Origin of the sequence: Enterococcus sp. AZ050 (genome assembly GCF_051715085.1) — a bacterium.
GTDB lineage: Bacteria > Bacillota > Bacilli > Lactobacillales > Enterococcaceae > Enterococcus > Enterococcus faecalis.
Map to the genome: position 1 here is coordinate 404,002 of NZ_JBIOTC010000001.1, position 16,411 is coordinate 420,412.

Sequence of the window (16,411 nt, forward strand, 5' to 3'; positions counted from 1 at the left end):
AAGAGCGGCTTTAAAAGAGACCGCTCGCTTGACCCGTTTCGTCCACATCCATATTTAACGCAGCAGGAACCTTCGGCAAGCCAGGCATCGTTAAAATGTCACCCGTTAACGCCACGATAAACCCCGCACCGATTTTTGGAACTAGCTCACGAATCGTAATCGTAAATCCTTCTGGCCGTCCTAATTTTTGAGGATCGTCAGAAAGTGAATACTGTGTCTTCGCCATGCAAATTGGTAATTGATCCCAACCATTTTTTGTAAAATCTGCGATTTGTTTTTGCGCTTTCGGAGAAAAAATCGCCTGTTCCCCGCCGTAAATCGTTTGTACAATGGCTTGAATTTTTTCTTCAATAGTTTGGCGAGGATTATATAAAGGTTGAAACTGTTTTGTATTGGCTTCAATCTCTGCTACTACTGTTTTCGCTAGATTCGTGCCACCTGCGCCACCTTGCGCCCAAACACTTGTTAACTCGACGGGCACGCCTAACGCTTGGCAGGCTTCTTTCAATAGTTGAATTTCTTTTTCTGTATCCTGTGTAAACTCATTAATTGCAACAACTACTGGTACATCATAACGTTGCATGTTTTGAATATGTTTTTCTAAGTTGGCAAAGCCTTTTTGTAACGCTGGTAAATTTTCTTCTGCTAACTGATCTTTCGCCAAACCGCCATGCATTTTCAACGCGCGAATCGTTGCCACAATCACAACGGCATCGGGTGCTTTTCCTAAAGAAGGTACTTTAATATCTAAAAATTTTTCGCCACCTAAGTCACCACCAAAACCCGCTTCTGTTACGACATAATCCCCTAGATGCAAAGCCGTTTTTGTCGCTAAAATACTGTTACATCCATGAGCGATATTGGCAAAAGGACCACCGTGAACAAAAGCTGGAGTTCCTTCAATCGTTTGAACTAAATTAGGTTTTAAGGCGTCTTTTAATAATAAAGTCAGGGCACCTGCCACGTTTAAATCTTTAACCGTCACCGGCTCTCTTTGGTCATTATAGGCGACAATAATCCGACTTAAGCGTTCTTTTAAGTCCGTTAAATTTTGCGCTAAACAAAGAATCGCCATAATTTCGCTTGCCACAGTAATATCGAAACCGTCTTCTCTTGGTACACCTTGGAAAGGACCGCCTAAACCAACAACGACCTGTCTAAGCGCACGATCATTTAGATCCACTGCCCGTTTCCAAATCACCCGTCGAGAATCAATCTTTAATTCATTTCCTTGCTGTAAATGATTATCTAGTAACGCAGCTAAGGCATTATTGGCTGTCGTAATCGCATGCATATCACCAGTAAAATGCAAATTGATTTCTTCCATTGGTAATACTTGTGCGTAACCGCCACCTGTTGCACCACCTTTAATCCCCATCACAGGACCTAATGATGGTTCTCTTAGGGCAATAACTGTTTTTTTATTGATTTGATTTAATGCATCTCCTAAACCAATGGTCACGGTTGATTTTCCTTCTCCTGCTGGTGTTGGATTAATCGACGTAACGAGGATTAATTTACCTTCTGGCTTCGCTTCTAAGGATTGAAGCGTTGGAAAATCTATTTTCGCTTTGTATTTTCCATAAAGTTCGAGCGAATCTTCTGAAAGACCGATTGTTTCGGCAATCTCTTGAATAGGTTTTAATGTTGCTGCTTGTGCAATGTTAATATCTGTCTTCATAACGGACCCCTTTTCAATTCTTTATCGTCTTTGTGACACATTGTTTCTTTTAAATTATAGCTTGTATTGAATAGAATGGCTAGAATAACCTTTTTTAAACAACCCAACCATTGACGTTTGGTAGCCTTTTCTCGTATAATGAAAGTGTCTTTACAAATCTAAAAGGAGCGTGAATTGGATGCAAAAAGGAATTGTCAAATGGTTCGATAACAGAAAAGGTTATGGTTTTATCGTTTACAACGAAGAAGATGAGATTTTTGTCCACTTCACTGCTATAGAAGGTGACGGATTCAAATCACTTGATGAGAATCAATCTGTAGAGTTCGAGATAATGGAAGGCAATCGTGGGCTACAAGCAGCACATGTCAAAAAAATAGATAACTAAAAAAGCTGAACCAACAACGCTTTGCTCCAAAAAGTAAGTAAACGTAGCGTTTGTTTCAGCTGATTATTTTAAGATTTTGAGAGTGGGTCACCAGTCGTTTCGACTTATGACTCACTCTTGTTTTTTTCTTCTTTTTTATGAAGGCCCAAAGAATGATCTTCTGCTACCTTCAATTCAGGCTTTTTTACCTTAAGTGCCTCAAGAAATAACGGAATCGTTTTCTTTTTCATTAAAAAGACTTTTGAGCCTTCCTTAAATTCTGAGGAAAAAATTTCGATGCTTTTTTCATTGTAGGTTACTTTTTCTATCTGAGAAAGCGGAAGTGCTTTTTTGCGAAACCACAAAACATCTCTGACAATTAAAGATGTTTCTGTCATATTAAAAGACCGCGCAATTCCTAGATAAGCAAACACAAAAAATGGAACCATCACCAGATTACTAATCAAGTAAGGACCATTATTTTCCAATGCTAAAATTAAACTAATAAATAATATACAAAATGTGCAAGACCAGTAAATAATTGTTGATGCTAATTCTGGCTGCCAATAGAATTTCTGTTTTTTCATAAAGTGCCCTCACTACTTCTGGATCAACGCCGCTAAATTTAAATATGTTATAATAGTAACATACTTTTTTTAAGAACAAAAAGAAATTAGGAGTAATTTTATGTTAAGAATTTATGTAGATGCTGCAACAAAAGGCAATCCAGGTGAATCTGGCGGCGGTATCGTTTACCTCACCGACCAATCGCGGCAACAATTGCATGTGCCTTTAGGCATTGTTAGTAATCACGAAGCCGAATTTAAAGTGCTGATTGAAGCTTTAAAACAAGCGATTGCCAATGAAGACAATCAACAAACCGTTCTTCTCCACTCAGATAGTAAAATTGTTGTCCAAACAATTGAAAAAAACTATGCTAAAAATGAAAAGTACCAGCCTTATTTAGCAGAATATCAACAACTAGAAAAGAATTTTCCTTTGCTCTTAATCAAATGGCTACCTGAAAGTCAAAACAAAGCGGCCGATATGCTCGCACGGCAAGCATTACAAAAATTTTATCCCAATAAAAAGTAGCACTGTTTACTTAATGCTTTTCCTTTATTAATTTGATAATTAAACACGTGGAGCAAAAATCACTTGGGATTTTTGCTCCACGCTTAAAAACAGATAAACGGTTCTGTCTCGACTTCTTCTTATAGCCCACTTATTCTTCTGTCGTTATTTCCGCTAATTGCCCATTGGTTAGCGAAAGGATTGCTTCAGGTGCTAATTCAATTTGCATGCCACGTTTGCCTGCAGAAACAATAATTGCAGAATATTGTTGAGCTTCTTCAGCTAAATAGGTGGGAAATTGTTTTTTCATCCCAATTGGTGAACAGCCCCCACGAATATAGCCTGTGGTTGCTTCTAAATCTTTTAAGTGAAGCATTTCTACCTTTTTGTTGCCACTAGCTTTCGCTAATTTTTTCAAATCTAATTCTTGATTACCAGGAATGACAGCCACGACTGGACCTGTTTTATTACCTACTGTAACCAAGGTTTTAAAAATTCGTCCTTTGTCAATATCTAAACTTTCAGCGACACTTTCTGCACTTAAATGATCTTCGCTCCAAGCGAATTCATATTCTTTATATGGTACTTTATGTTGTTCCACCATGCGCATCGCATTCGTTTTTTGTTGTGTTTTTTTCTTTGCCACTTTTTTCACCTTCTGAATCACTTGTTTTGTTCGAATGTCTTTAAATAATTTCTTAATACTTGTACGGATAGTTGGCCTGGTGCAGACGCTTGCTGGGCTGAGCCAAAAGTTAGTGCCGATCCGAACAGTTGACCTGTTACGCGACTAATCATCCCTAACTGTCCCATTGACATAGTAACGATTGGAACGGATGCATAATGGGTGTACATTTCATTGGTTGCTGAAAGTAACGTAAGTACATCTGTCGCATCTTGTGGCATCACAGCTATTTTACAAATATCTGCCTGACGCATTTGCATTTGGCGTAACCGCGCGACAATCTCCTCTTGCGATGGTGTTTTCTGAAAGTCGTGATTACAGAGAACAATTTTAATCCCCGCCTTTTTAGCTTCGTGAATTAACGTATCTGCCGCCAGCGGATTCGCAAATAATTCAATATCTAATAAATCCAACGCACCCTTTTTCACTAATTCATGATACAAAGCAAAATAATTTTCCTCGGAAAAAGCCATTTCGCCGCCTTCTTTTTGTGTACGAAAAGTTAACAATAACGGTTTTTGCCCCAACCGTTCCATTACTTGTTGTGAAAGATTACATACATCGGAAAAATCAGCGACATTTTCATAATAGTCTAAACGCCATTCCACCAAATCACAATCTAGTGTTTGGCTCGCCGTTGCTTCGGCCAAAATATCCTCGGCTGTTCGAGCAACAATGGGCACCACAATTTTGGGATTGCCTTCACCTATTCGCACATTTTTGACTATAACTGGCTTCACAGTTCCACCTAACTTCCTCGTTTATTTTTCTCTCTTCATATCATACCATTTCTCTTCTTTTTTGCAATTTAAAGAGCTACAAAGACACCTAGAATTAGGAATTTCCTAACACTAAATGTCTTTGTTTGGGTTATTTAACTCTTTCTGTTGTTACGTTAAACTTCCGTACTTTGTAACTGATACATATCCGCATAAAGGCCCCCTTCTGCCAGTAACGTTTCGTGCGTTCCTCGTTCTACAATCTGCCCTTTGTCTAAAACTAAAATCAAGTTTGCATCACGAATCGTCGAAAGGCGATGCGCAATCGCAATTGTCGTTCTTCCTTGTCGCATTTTGGCTAATCCTTCTTGAATCAATCCTTCTGTTTCTGTATCAATATTAGCGGTTGCTTCATCTAAAACTAAAATTTTGGGATCAGTTACAATTGTTCGTGCAAACGAAATTAATTGACGTTGTCCGCTAGAATAACTCGCTCCTCGTTCAATGACTTTCGCATGATAGGTATTGGGTAACGTGTGAATAAATTTATCCGCCTGAACAAATTCCGCAGCCTGTTTAATTTGTTCATCTGTGATGTTTGGATTCAGTAAACGGATATTTCCAGCAATATCTCCATAAAACATGAAAGCATCCTGTAATACCAAGCCCATCTTTTCCCGTAATTCTGTCATGGGAAAATCACGAATGTCACGATCATCAATTAAAATCTGCCCTTCATAAAATTCATAGAAACGCATGAGTACATTAATAATTGAACTTTTACCACTTCCAGTATGACCGACTAAAGCGACGGTTTCCCCGGGATTTGCAACAAAGCTAATATTTTTCAATACTTCGTTTTTGCCGTCATAAGAAAAAGTAACATTACGAAATTCAATTTTCCCGCGAATAATTTCCCCATTCGCACCTACTGATTGTTGCGGTGTTAATTCTTCCGTATCCATAATTTTTAAAATACGACTACCTGCGACAATCCCATCTGTAAAGATACTTAGGAAGTCCATCATTTGTGTCATCGGATTAAAAAAAGCTTGGACATACGTTACAAAAGCATAAATCATTCCCGCTTCTACAGGAGAATGTAAAGCATCGATGCCAAACATAGTTAAGGCCAATGCAATCGCCAACGTATACAACAAATTAATGATGGGACTTAATAATAACGAATTCATACGAATCATTGCTACTCGTGTTTTTAAATAGTCATCATTGGTTTCTTCAAATTCTTTTTCCAAACGTTTTTCTTGGCGAAATTGTTGAATGATTTGCATACCAGAGATGTATTCATTTAGTTTGGTGTTTAATTGACTTAATTTTTCCCGCATACTGCGATATAATTTTGAACTAAATTTTTGGTAATACCAAATTACAACTAATAAAATTGGCAAGAAAATTAGACAATAAAATGAAATTTCTGGACTGAGTTGAAACATTGCAAAAAATGACGAGATTACGGCAAAAATTCCTGTAATCACCATTAGGAATACATACCAGAATTCAAACAATGTTTCTGTATCGTTGGTAACACGAGACACCGTCGAACCCGCTGGTGTTTGATCAAAATAACGCATACCTAAAGTGTGTAATTTTTCAAATAATTTCACTCGTATATATTGATACGTTTTTAAAGAAGCCATCGAATACAAATACCATTGGAAAAACCAAACAATACTTTTGACAATGACACCAAAAAAATAAATAGCAGCAAAAGTTAGAATCACTTGCATTGTAGCAGTTTTAGGCGTTAAATAATTATCCATAAAAACTTGAATGACTCTAGGCAAAAGAATATTGATAATTGATAAGCCAAATGCAAAGAGAATAGCTGTGTAAAACATGCGTTGAAATGGCTTGGCAAAACGAAACAAACGCTGAACAATCGTTAATTGTTCTTTCATCGGTAATTCTCTGGACCATTCGGATTGATACTTTTCTTCCATTAACTCTCACTCCCTTCAATTTTCGCTTCTAATTGCTGTTTTTCCCACATCCGCTGATACCAACCCTTCTGAGCCAGTAACTCTTGATGCGTCCCCCGTTCAATAATTTTCCCTTCATCCAACACTAAGATTTCTTTTGCATGCATGACACTACTTAAACGATGCGCTGTAATAATAGTGGTTTTTTCTTGGCGCGTTTCTTTTAGATTTGATAAAATCGCCTCTTCAGTCTTCGCATCGACTGCAGATAAGGCATCGTCTAAAATTAACAATTCTGGTTCAACAATCAAGGCCCGTGCAATAGAAATCCGTTGTTTTTGTCCTCCAGAAAGCGAAACGCCACGTTCCCCAACCATTGTGTCATAGCCTTCAGGGAATGCTTTAATTTCTTGGTTAATAAATGCTAATGCTGCCGCTTGTTCAACTGCTGCTTGTTCCAAGTCTGGTTTAGCAAAACGAATGTTATCTCGTACCGTCATGGAAAAGAGAAAATGGTCCTGTGGCACGTACCCCATTGCACCCATCAATGCATCTAATGTGTAATTTTTAATGTTATGTTTTCCAAAGAAAATCGTTCCTTGGTATTGGTCATATTCACGCATCAACAATTTCAAAATAGTGGTTTTACCAGCGCCTGTTTTGCCAACAATCCCCAAGGTTTCTCCTTCTTGCAACGAAAATTGGATATTTTCCAAAGCCACCGTCTCTTCTTTTGGATAAGAAAAAGAATCAATCTTCATTGAAATTGTCCCTTGCGCCATTGTTTTGATGGCATCTTTTCGTTCGATAATATGCGTTTTTTCATGTAATAATTCGTTCACACGATCGTAACTAGCATTCCCACGTTCTAACACATTAAATAAGCGCCCAATCGCAAACATTGGCCAAACTAGCATCCCAATATAGGCAATGAAAGAGACCAACTGACCTAAACTTATCGTTCCTTCCATGATGAAACGACCACCAATAATAATTGTCAAAACATAAGAAACACCAATAATCAGCGTAATAAACGGATCAAATAGTGCATCTAAAAAGTTCGTTCGTTTATTTTTGACGATAGCATCATCAATTTTCTCTGTAAAATCAGCAAGATCTTCTTTTTCTTGCCCAAATGTTTTAATGACTTTAATTCCAGTGATACTTTCTTGTGTTTTATCATTAATCGCTGAAAAAGCAGCTTGTGAATCTCGAAAGGCATCATGCAACTTAGAACCTAGAACTCGTGAGGTGACCGCTAATAAAGGCAGCGGTAATAAAGCAATTAATGTTAAGCGCCAATCGACAAATAGAACCATTGCGATAATCGTTGTTCCTCCCGTAATCACAGAGTCAGCAAATGTTAAAATCCCAGCTCCAGCCACATTTTGGATGGCATTTAAATCATTGGTTGCATGCGCCATCAAGTCACCTGTCCGATATTTCTGATAAAAGATGCTATCCATTTTTGTGAAATGATGAAATAATTGAGTCCGTAGCTCTTTTTCCAAACGAGCGGCACTCCCCCAAATATGCATCCGCCAAATATAGCGAAAAAGATATTGGGCAAGCCCAGCACCAACCAAGAGTGCAACCCACACGATAATTTTCGTTAAGCGAATTTCTTTGTTAACGATTTCATCTACAACGACGCCAATAACTTTGGGCGGGACTAATTGAACAAGAGCGACCATCATTAATGAGAAAACCCCAATAATATAACTTTTTTTCTCTTGCTTAAAAAACCAGCCTAATTTTTTGAATATGGACATTCAGTTGTCCCTCCTTTACTTTGTTGTTCTACGAAGACTACTTTCGAGCTAGAAGGTTTCTTCGTTATTGTTGTTTTTGATTAAACGTTTCGCTCTTTTCCTCCTAGATTATCCTATTCTCCCGCAAAACAACAAAAAAACGGACTGAAAATCAGCCCGTTTTTACACTTATTCATGATTACCTGAATAACCTTTACTATTTTCCTTGGTTTTTCATTTGTTGCATCATTTGTCTAACCTTTTTCTCTGACGGTTTTTGACCCATTGATGCCATCATCATGCGTAACATATCCTCATTAACGGGAGGATTTTTTTTGAAATAATCTTGCATATATTTGCGTGCAAGGAAAAAGCCCCCTGCAGCGCCTACTAATAAAGCGATTACTGCGATTAATACTACCCAACCTGTTGCCATTGAAACTCTCTCCTCTCCGTATAGTTTTGCTCTCAATGAATTATTTTACTAGAAATAGCAAAAAAAGAAAAGTTCTTTTTGCGGGATTTCTCTTAAATAATGAAAAAAGTCTGATTTTTTTGCAAAATAGTGATTAAAAGTCAAAAATATACGCTCTTAAATGTCAATAGGACCTTTAAAAGCGATTGTTGCTTTAGTTTTGTCCTTGAATTTTTTCTAATAATTCTGGATCAAATGTTTGATTTTTTAACATCGCAATTTCAAAGCCGTAAGGGGCCTTTTTATTTTTTTTGTCTTCTCCGACATAAGGTGTTTCTAAAATTTTTGGTAAAGCAGTTAATTTTTCATGGTGAACCACACCGTTTAAAGCTTCAAAACCAATAGTGCCAAAGCCAATATTGGCATGACGATCTTTATGTGAGCCCATAGGATTTTTAGAATCATTCACATGAATAACTTTTAAACGATCCAATCCGATAATTTTATCAAATTCAACTAATACGCCATCAAAATCATCTTTTACATTATACCCTGCATCATTAATGTGGCAAGTATCCAGAGTGACAGAAAGTTTATCATTTAGCGTAACTCCGTCAATAATCGCAGCTAGTTCATCAAACGTACGGCCGATTTCGGTTCCTTTACCAGCCATTGTTTCTAAAGCGATTTGAGGGATTTGCTCTTTCCACAAGACTTCGTTTAGACCTTTAACAATTTGTTTGATGCCGGCTTCTGAACCTGCGCCAACATGCGCACCTGGGTGTAACGTGATTTGCGTTGCTCCCAACGCTTGTGCTCGCTCAATTTCTTGTCGCAAAAAGTCTACGGCAAAACCGAAATTTTCCGTTTTGATTGTATTGCCTAAATTAATAATATACGGGGCATGAACGACGATATTACTCAAATTGTGTTCCTTCATAAACGCTTGCCCAGCTTCAATATTCATTTCTTCAATCGGTTTCCGGCGCGTGTTTTGTGGCGCACCTGTATAAATCATAAAGGTTGTTGAGCCATAACTAGCCGCTTCCTCGGCAGAGCCTAATAGCATTTTCTTGCCACTCATACTAACGTGTGATCCTAATAACATGTGGTTCCTCCTAATAATTCTTCTTTTTCTTTTGGTAGTGTTGATACTGTTGCAGCCATTCTTCAAGCGTGATTTTTGTTACTAATTCGCCAATTAGTTCATAGGGTATTCGCTTAGGATTAGTGAAGCGAAGACAACTTTTCCCCATGTTTAGCTTTGTTGACACTTGTTCCTGATAGGCTTCTTGAAACCAACTTCGGACGGCTTCATTTCCCATTAATCCCATGTGATATAAAGCTACTTGCCTTTTAGTAGCGCCTAAACTGATAAATGGTAACGGTTCATCACCACGGTTGAGATAGCCTTCCGGAAATACTGAAAGCGGTACAACAAAGGTTGGCATGCCATATTGCATTGTTAATTCAAATCCTGCTGGCAAATTTTGCGAAACGACATCTAATACTTGCTGATAAGCAATTCGCCAGTTTGGTTCAACTGTTTCGATATATGCTGTAACTGTTTCAATTGACTGCGCCATTATTTCTTCCTTTGCTGATAAAGCGCTTTGGTTTTATAGCCTTCTTTTAAAATGACTAACATTTCAGTTTGCCGCTTTTTCCGTGTCTCCGCTCGCTTTGCACTAAATACATACCGCGCCCACTCTTTTTGATAACCAGGCGTTAATGCAGCGAATGTCGCTGCAGCAGCTGGTTCTGTTTGTACCAACGCTTCAATTTCTGGTAAATATTGAACATAATCCCCAACAGCAGAACTGGTCTGATTCTTCGCTGGCTTTTTAAGAACATTCTTCATGCCGACAACCGTAAAAGTCTCATCTAAACTAACCATGCGATTAAATTTTAAGGTTGAGCCTTTAATATACCCATCTGCCTCGTTTACTTGTAATGTTGGAAAAATTTCATCTCGGTGGACAAAGGTTGGATACATTTTATTGCCTTTTTTCGGATAAGCCACATATAACAACCCATTTTCTACTAAATGTTGACCTTCAATCACCATTGAAACAATCTCTTGAAATTCCGCCATCGTTTTCACGAATGCAAAAATCAGCTCAACTGGTTCTGAGGGTAATTGCTGCGCGGCTGAAGCAAATTCAGATAGATACTCTGCCTGTGGTCTATTTAAAATAACTGGGTGCTGATACTTCGTTAAGTTTAACTTTTCGACAATTGATTTCATAACCTACTCCTTATAGCGACTGCACTTTTTTATTCTAGCATAGCACAAGTTATCTGTAATTGAATATGCCCAATAGTAAAAAAGAGTTTTTTGTAACATTTGTCCTTTTGATTTTCAGCTTTTTATTTCAATACTATCTTGACAAAGGACTTTTCTTACAGTCCTCCTTATTGTTGATACAACAATACCCACCCATTACTTTTCTAATATAGTCTATAACAAATTTGAATTTTTATTGTAGACTTTTGTGAACATTGATATACTATCTTTATCGTCTATATGCTTTAACCAATACTTTTCCTTAATGAATCACCATAGAGAGGAATAATAGTCTAACTTTATTAGTGATTAACACTTTGGACATTCACAAAAAGCTTGAAGCAATAAATATATTAGCAATAATAATTTTACTGGAAAGGTGGTGAAATAGAGTGGGAATGTTTACAAAAGGACAAAAAAGTGCTGCAGAATCTATTTATCAAAAAGAAATAAAAAAATTTTTAAAACCTAAAGATGGTTTAACTCATCTAGTTATGGTAAATAGTTTTAGTAAATGGATTAATCAAAATTTTGGCTGTGAGGACAAATACACTACGCAAATTGATGAAATAATATCTTCTATGCAGTTAGATGGTTATGAAATTGTTGATATAAAAATTGATTCACTACAAAATCAAGGTCTGTCAGGATCTATGGAAGGTTTCCATACAGTAATATTATACAAGTAAGGATTGGCTATCTGTAGTGAGACTTAAAAATTAGACAGAATACCGACCAGAGAAACTTGGTCGGTATTTTTATATAATAAACCGTTCAAGATAATGTTGGTGACTATTGATTCTAGTACTATAAGCAAAACTTTATAAAAAGACTTGCTTACATTAAGGTAAACAAGTCTTCCTAAAGCAAAATATTAAGCTAGTATTAACTGTTAACTATTATTTTTAATTTATAAACCGTATAAGATTGAAGTTCACAGTGTTTTAGTATTTTAACAAGAAATATATTTCTTTATTCTTAAGCATTCCGTTCCATTCTAAACCTTTATTTATCAGCATTTTAAAACTAAGTCTATTCTTTCTTGTGTGGTTTTTATTCTAATTTTGGTATTCAAATGGTATTCAATTTCATACCTAGACGAATAAAAATAATCTTAATATAATATAGTTAACTACTATCGAGGAGTTGATTTCTATGAAACCAAATTATGTAGGAACAATTCATAAAATCAAGGTATTAACTACTTATCCAGAAATGTTAGTCCGCTTTTCTTTACAAACTCAAAAAGAGACTATCAACTGCATTATTTCTAAAAAAGAATTGGCGGATGAATTACTCATGTTACCTGATGGCACAGAGCTTGCTGTTTATGGTAGGTATAATCAAAAAAGACAACTCGTTGTTGTGAAAATGTGTGTGCGGAAAATACACCACAAAAATTTAATTAGCTAATTTTTGTAAAATGGCTAAGCGGAGGATAAAAAAATGGCAATGAATGATTTAGCAAACCACATAATTGCTCGTGCACAAAATACAAAATTAGGAATTACTAATTTACAACTTCAAAAAGTACTTTACTTCACGTTAATCGATGGATTAAAACAAGAAATTATAGATGAATCATGGTTAAGCAAACAGTATGATTCCAATTTTTTTGTTTGGCGATATGGTCCTGTAGTTAAAACTATTTACGAAAAATACAGCGTTTATGGTGGAGCAAAAATTTTTGAGCCTAAAGAAGAAATAGCTGAATTTTCCAAACTAAACACTATTATTGATTTTCAATTAAACCAAAAAGTATCTGAACTAACAAACAAAAGTCTGCAACATGATCATTGGAGAAAAAATAAAGACTATATAATGTATGGGCGTAGTAGTATCCCTTATCAGTTAGAAAATTTAGTTAATGAAACAAAAAAGGCTTACCTTTCGTTTGAGAGGTAAGCCTTTAATTATGGATCATACAGGACTCGAACCTGTAAGCTAAAATAAACATTACTATTATCATGATATCAGGTTATTTATATGATTAATAAACCTATTTGATAGTTTATGAGCCTTTGGGTTTCGCTGAGTTTGCACTATATATTCTTCCTCGAGTAAATATTTTAAAGCTGTATTTAATCTTTTCCTCCCCACAGAACACACTTCTGCTAAATCAATGTCAGTAATTTTATTATTAGTGTGAAAACAAATAATCTTGAGATAAAACAAATAGAATACTAGATTGAAGTTCATTTAAACTCAATGTATCTAAATATGATGCTATAGCATCAAACGAGGATTTACCTACTCTCAAATTATCTATAATATTTTCTTGTCCTTTCACGAGTAAACCAAACATTTCAATGATAAAGATGGTTAATTCGCCATGATTTCTAGGATTTGATGCCTCCGAAAATGCTGTTCCATATACTCCTTTTTGTTTTTTTATAGAACTACTAAAACTAATAGCTGAAAGGAAATCTAACTTTCTTGATAGATAGGAACAAGCAATAAATCTTCCTAATCTTCCATTTCCATCATAAAATGGATGTATATACTCTAAATAATAATGTGATACGCACTTTTCTAAAGATGGCACATCATGTTTATTCATAAATTTAACAAGCTTTTCTAGTTCAGAAATGATATATACTTCTGCATTTTTAGAATTGCCAATTCCTTGATGTACTCGTTTACCATTTTTTTCGATATAAACCTTGTCATTTCTAAAAGATTCCCATCAGGTAAATTCTTTTTTCAATTTCATCCTCAAGTAATATATCATAAATTTTTCTGATATCTTCAACATTTTTTATATCACTATATTCACTATCTCTAAATTTCATATATAATTTAACCAAACCGCTGAACCGTTTGTTATTAGTAATATTTTTTTCCGCTTCTTCAATTGCTTCACTTATTTCTTTACGTGTACTTTGTAACCCCTTCTATATCATTGGTTGCTTTTATTTCCTCTAATAAATTGTTGATAAATACTTTTTTCTGAGCAATAGGTGGCAAACTATCAAAAGGTTCCCTATTTCCTTTGAATTTTCATATAACTTTTCTCTAAGAAAACTAATTTCTTTCGTTGGTAAATAAAACAATTGAAATTTTTTGTCAAACTGCTTTTGCTCTCTGAAAAATGGATGAATTTCAAATGGAAGTTTAATTCCAATGGGATTGTTTACTCTAGCCTCCACTTCTGCTTTGTATTCAACTTGATTACCATAGCTATATTTCCTTAGATAAGTATATGTCATCTTTACACCTCTTTTTTTGAATGTATTTTGATAAATTATATCAAAAGGACAAATACAAAGCAACATATTTTACAATATCTGTTTTTTTAGTTCAATATTTTTATGTAAAAAAAGGCCGCCTCATTGGGGAAAGGCGGCAAGAGGTAGTAATAAAATGAAAAATAAAACTGTTTGGTAAATACATTTTACCGCTTTCTTTTTTGAATTTCAACAAAAAAAAGAGAGCTCTCTATAAAACATAGAGAGCTCCGTTACAATTGAGAAAACCATGCAACCTTTACCAAAAAGGCCTATTACTATTTTATACAAGCTTTAGAAATATTTCAATAAAAAAATGCACCTATCTTAGGACTTAGAAAAAGATAGGTGCACCCTTCTTGTATTATTAATAAAAGAAGGTCATACTATGAATTTATTAAAAGGTAACTATATTTTAAACCTATTTATTCTAAATTTCAAGCTATTTTACAACTGGACAAACAGTCTCTAAACGTTTGTACCATGGAGCATTTTTAGGCCATTTCTCTTTACCAAAGAACGGTATTTCTTTTCCGTTGTTCTCTCTGTATACTGTTTTTATTACTTCTGCCTCATCGCCATGATATAAACGTCGGCAATTCACTCCATTACAGAAGAATGTAGCCCAGTGATCCCCGTTATCTTCTAATTTTCCTGTTTTACTATTAATTGGTCGTTGATATAAACAAAACATCGTTGCTTCTCTCCCTTTTATTGTATTTTGATTGTTATTACTTGAGTTGCTATTGTTTTCGTTTTGATTTCCCATATATTTTTTTATTTGGCTAATAAAATAGTCTTTTACTGCGTTTGTTTCTTTTCCATGCAATTCCCACGAACGATGAGGACATGCTGTAGGAACAAATTCTTTGTGCAATCTTACAGTATCTCTATTAGGTTGCATTCCCCAAAACTTCATATCTTCGGCTACTTGCTTAAATGTCATTTGCTCATTCGCTAAAAAGTCTGCATCGCTAGCGCCCATCGATTGACAAACCTCATAACCAACATAGTTCAAATTTCCATCTGAATTTGCTGTATGCCAAGCTGCGTTGAATGTATCTTCTACACGTGCAATTGTATTTCGATCAATATAATAATGAGCAAAACCATTCGCTAATTGCGTAGGAGACATTACAGCTAAAGCATTAACATATTGCGCAGCAGTCGCATAAATACTTCCTGCATCGTTATGAATGACAACGCCTTTTGGTGTTGCGTTGGGGCGTCTACCAGCAATTCCTCCACAAACAGATTGATTAATTACCTGTACCATCTTTCGGTTCACCTCCTTTATCATTTTCATCTTTTAATTTGCTTAGATGATTTTTAACCCAAGAAGGTAACGGAACACCTAGCTGCCCTAAGTTTTCTGTAATCGAAAGACCATAAACAGCAATGTAAAATAAAACAAAACCATCAGCAATAGATGAGAATCCCATTATTTTTAAATATGGATAGGTCACTATAACTAAACATACAACAAGTAAATGTTTAATTAATCCAGGTAATCCCTTTGTACTATTTCCTTCTTCCCTGTAGATTCCCTTACAAATACCTGTTGCAATATCTCCTAACACAATCCAAACAAACACTTGGATAAAGCCGTTTGAAATTAAATTTTTAAATTCTGCTATTAACGCTTGATTATCAATAATCACCATGTCTTCCACCTTCCAATAATAAAAACCGCTTAGACTTTGCTAAACGGTTTTCCTGTCATTTTTGTAAATTCATCTTCTGTTATACAAAGTGGTACAAATTCTGCAACTTGTTCATCTGTAAAGCAGCCCCAATCATACATCATTTTAATATCATCAAATGTAAATAACATTATTGAACACTTCCTTTCGATTCATTACTAAGTTCTCTGATTTCCTTATCATGAGCAGCAATCATAAGCATTGCTTTTGAATTTAATTTAGCTAAACTGTCAGATTTTGCTTTCAATTCTGCATTTTCTTTTTGAAGATTCATTGTTGATAACATTAACTTCCCATTTAATTGCGCTAAATCATTTGCCTTAACCTTAATCTCTTCATTTTCTTTTTCTAAATTTGAATAAAGGCTACTAAGATTATCTAAGTTTTCCCTATCCAGTTGGTTCATAATTTCTTTCCAACGTCCCTCACTAGGAATAAAAAATTGTTGATTTAATTCAACATCTTTTAATGGGGGAATATCTGTAAATGGAACTTGAACTAAGAAATCATCTGGAACCTCTAATTCTGACCCTCCAGTTCGCCCGAATTGCCATATCGTTTTCAT

21 protein-coding genes are annotated in these 16,411 nt (G+C 35.5%); 5 read left to right on the forward strand and 16 right to left on the reverse strand.

The features are described from left to right. Positions 1-10 precede the first annotated feature (10 nt). Positions 11-1,681 (reverse strand): formate--tetrahydrofolate ligase, encoded by a 1,671-nt coding sequence (locus IGJ04_RS01935; protein ID WP_002371060.1) that lies wholly within the window; start codon positions 1,679-1,681, stop codon positions 11-13. Positions 1,682-1,859: 178 nt separating this feature from the next. Between IGJ04_RS01935 and IGJ04_RS01940 the strand changes: the two genes are divergently transcribed. Further along, complete coding sequence (locus IGJ04_RS01940; protein ID WP_002357404.1) at positions 1,860-2,066, forward strand: cold-shock protein; 207 nt, start codon at positions 1,860-1,862, stop codon at positions 2,064-2,066. 104 nt (positions 2,067-2,170) lie between these two features. On the opposite strand, the gene IGJ04_RS01945 is transcribed toward IGJ04_RS01940, so the two are convergent. Next, positions 2,171-2,632 (reverse strand): EbsA family protein, encoded by a 462-nt coding sequence (locus IGJ04_RS01945; RefSeq protein ID WP_002357403.1) that lies wholly within the window; start codon positions 2,630-2,632, stop codon positions 2,171-2,173. 100 nt (positions 2,633-2,732) lie between these two features. On the opposite strand from IGJ04_RS01945, the gene IGJ04_RS01950 reads away from it, so the two are divergent. After that, entirely contained in the window at positions 2,733-3,140 is a 408-nt protein-coding gene (locus tag IGJ04_RS01950) for a ribonuclease HI family protein (protein ID WP_002357402.1), read from the forward strand. A 130-nt stretch (positions 3,141-3,270) separates the two neighbouring features. On the opposite strand, the gene ybaK is transcribed toward IGJ04_RS01950, so the two are convergent. The 8 genes from ybaK to IGJ04_RS01990 form a co-directional block, all read right to left on the reverse strand. Further along, the gene (gene ybaK, locus IGJ04_RS01955) at positions 3,271-3,786 is read right to left on the reverse strand and encodes a Cys-tRNA(Pro) deacylase (RefSeq protein WP_033625742.1); all 516 of its coding nucleotides are present in this window, start codon (positions 3,784-3,786) and stop codon (positions 3,271-3,273) included. Further along, on the reverse strand, positions 3,783-4,544 hold the full coding sequence (gene aroD / locus IGJ04_RS01960) for a type I 3-dehydroquinate dehydratase (RefSeq protein WP_010712514.1): 762 nt from the start codon (positions 4,542-4,544) through the stop codon (positions 3,783-3,785). The genes ybaK and aroD overlap by 4 nt, the downstream gene beginning before the upstream one ends. 155 nt (positions 4,545-4,699) lie before the next feature. Continuing rightward, positions 4,700-6,484, reverse strand: a complete 1,785-nt coding sequence (locus tag IGJ04_RS01965) for an ABC transporter ATP-binding protein (RefSeq protein WP_010823724.1) — start codon at positions 6,482-6,484, stop codon at positions 4,700-4,702. Next, positions 6,484-8,235 carry an ABC transporter ATP-binding protein gene (locus IGJ04_RS01970; RefSeq protein WP_438839836.1) on the reverse strand — a complete coding sequence of 584 codons (1,752 nt, stop codon included), beginning with the start codon at positions 8,233-8,235 and terminating at the stop codon, positions 6,484-6,486. Before IGJ04_RS01970 ends, IGJ04_RS01965 begins: the two co-directional genes overlap by 1 nt. Before the next feature lie 196 nt (positions 8,236-8,431). Then, the gene (locus IGJ04_RS01975) at positions 8,432-8,650 is read right to left on the reverse strand and encodes a YneF family protein (protein WP_002357397.1); all 219 of its coding nucleotides are present in this window, start codon (positions 8,648-8,650) and stop codon (positions 8,432-8,434) included. 193 nt (positions 8,651-8,843) lie between these two features. Continuing rightward, complete coding sequence (locus IGJ04_RS01980; protein WP_010715252.1) at positions 8,844-9,737, reverse strand: deoxyribonuclease IV; 894 nt, start codon at positions 9,735-9,737, stop codon at positions 8,844-8,846. A gap of 10 nt (positions 9,738-9,747) precedes the next feature. Further along, entirely contained in the window at positions 9,748-10,215 is a 468-nt protein-coding gene (locus tag IGJ04_RS01985) for a DUF1801 domain-containing protein (RefSeq protein WP_002369299.1), read from the reverse strand. Then, entirely contained in the window at positions 10,215-10,877 is a 663-nt protein-coding gene (locus IGJ04_RS01990) for a YdeI/OmpD-associated family protein (RefSeq protein WP_002361915.1), read from the reverse strand. The genes IGJ04_RS01985 and IGJ04_RS01990 overlap by 1 nt, the downstream gene beginning before the upstream one ends. Positions 10,878-11,314: 437 nt before the next feature. Between IGJ04_RS01990 and IGJ04_RS01995 the strand changes: the two genes are divergently transcribed. The 3 genes from IGJ04_RS01995 to IGJ04_RS02005 all read left to right on the forward strand — a co-directional run bounded on the left by IGJ04_RS01995 (position 11,315) and on the right by IGJ04_RS02005 (position 12,821). Beyond that, the gene (locus IGJ04_RS01995; RefSeq protein WP_002393362.1) at positions 11,315-11,605 is read left to right on the forward strand and encodes a hypothetical protein; all 291 of its coding nucleotides are present in this window, start codon (positions 11,315-11,317) and stop codon (positions 11,603-11,605) included. A 466-nt stretch (positions 11,606-12,071) separates the two neighbouring features. Then, a complete protein-coding gene (locus IGJ04_RS02000; RefSeq protein ID WP_025193465.1) occupies positions 12,072-12,329 on the forward strand; it encodes a hypothetical protein in 258 nt (85 codons plus the stop codon). Positions 12,330-12,362: 33 nt separating this feature from the next. Then, positions 12,363-12,821, forward strand: a complete 459-nt coding sequence (locus IGJ04_RS02005; protein WP_438839837.1) for a hypothetical protein — start codon at positions 12,363-12,365, stop codon at positions 12,819-12,821. Between the two features lie 235 nt (positions 12,822-13,056). On the opposite strand, the gene IGJ04_RS02010 is transcribed toward IGJ04_RS02005, so the two are convergent. From IGJ04_RS02010 to IGJ04_RS02035, 6 genes are all read right to left on the reverse strand, one after another. Then, positions 13,057-13,572, reverse strand: a complete 516-nt coding sequence (locus tag IGJ04_RS02010; protein ID WP_438840341.1) for a Fic family protein — start codon at positions 13,570-13,572, stop codon at positions 13,057-13,059. 265 nt (positions 13,573-13,837) lie between these two features. Further along, entirely contained in the window at positions 13,838-14,125 is a 288-nt protein-coding gene (locus IGJ04_RS02015) for a hypothetical protein (protein ID WP_438839838.1), read from the reverse strand. A 460-nt stretch (positions 14,126-14,585) separates the two neighbouring features. After that, complete coding sequence (locus IGJ04_RS02020) at positions 14,586-15,419, reverse strand: peptidoglycan recognition protein family protein (protein ID WP_016617618.1); 834 nt, start codon at positions 15,417-15,419, stop codon at positions 14,586-14,588. After that, positions 15,403-15,807: a phage holin family protein gene (locus IGJ04_RS02025; RefSeq protein WP_010710709.1), complete on the reverse strand. Its 405-nt coding sequence runs from the start codon at positions 15,805-15,807 to the stop codon at positions 15,403-15,405. Before IGJ04_RS02025 ends, IGJ04_RS02020 begins: the two co-directional genes overlap by 17 nt. A 29-nt stretch (positions 15,808-15,836) precedes the next feature. Continuing rightward, positions 15,837-15,977 carry an XkdX family protein gene (locus IGJ04_RS02030; protein ID WP_438768144.1) on the reverse strand — a complete coding sequence of 47 codons (141 nt, stop codon included), beginning with the start codon at positions 15,975-15,977 and terminating at the stop codon, positions 15,837-15,839. Continuing rightward, a complete protein-coding gene (locus tag IGJ04_RS02035; protein WP_202579541.1) occupies positions 15,977-16,411 on the reverse strand; it encodes a hypothetical protein in 435 nt (144 codons plus the stop codon). Before IGJ04_RS02035 ends, IGJ04_RS02030 begins: the two co-directional genes overlap by 1 nt.